Raw genomic sequence first — 307 nt, forward strand, 5'->3', positions numbered from 1 at the left:
TTCGGTGCTGGCCTGGCTCATGCTCTGGGCGGTGGCGGAGATCTCTTCCGAGGCACTGGCGAGGGCATCCGCCGACAGCCGCACGTCGCCGATGATCTGGTTCAGTTTGCCAACGGTGCCATTGATGGAGTTCTTCAGCTCCAGCAACTGGCCCTGGTAGTTGCCGTTCACGGTGCGGCTCAGGTCGCCCTGGGCCAGGCCGGACATGACGCCCATGGCCTCGTTGACCGGTGCCACGATGGCGTCGAGGGTGCCGTTGATGCCGGCGACGATGCGGCGGAAATCGCCCTGGTGGGCACTGGCATCG

1 pseudogene is annotated in these 307 nt (G+C 65.8%); it reads right to left on the reverse strand.

Features of this window, described 5'->3' with window-relative positions:
- Positions 1-307 (reverse strand): annotated as a pseudogene (locus GSQ95_RS26030) (methyl-accepting chemotaxis protein); the annotation flags it as partial.

Origin of the sequence: Pseudomonas sp. BAV 4579, from assembly GCF_009765395.1 — a bacterium.
GTDB lineage: Bacteria > Pseudomonadota > Gammaproteobacteria > Pseudomonadales > Pseudomonadaceae > Chryseomonas > Chryseomonas aestiva.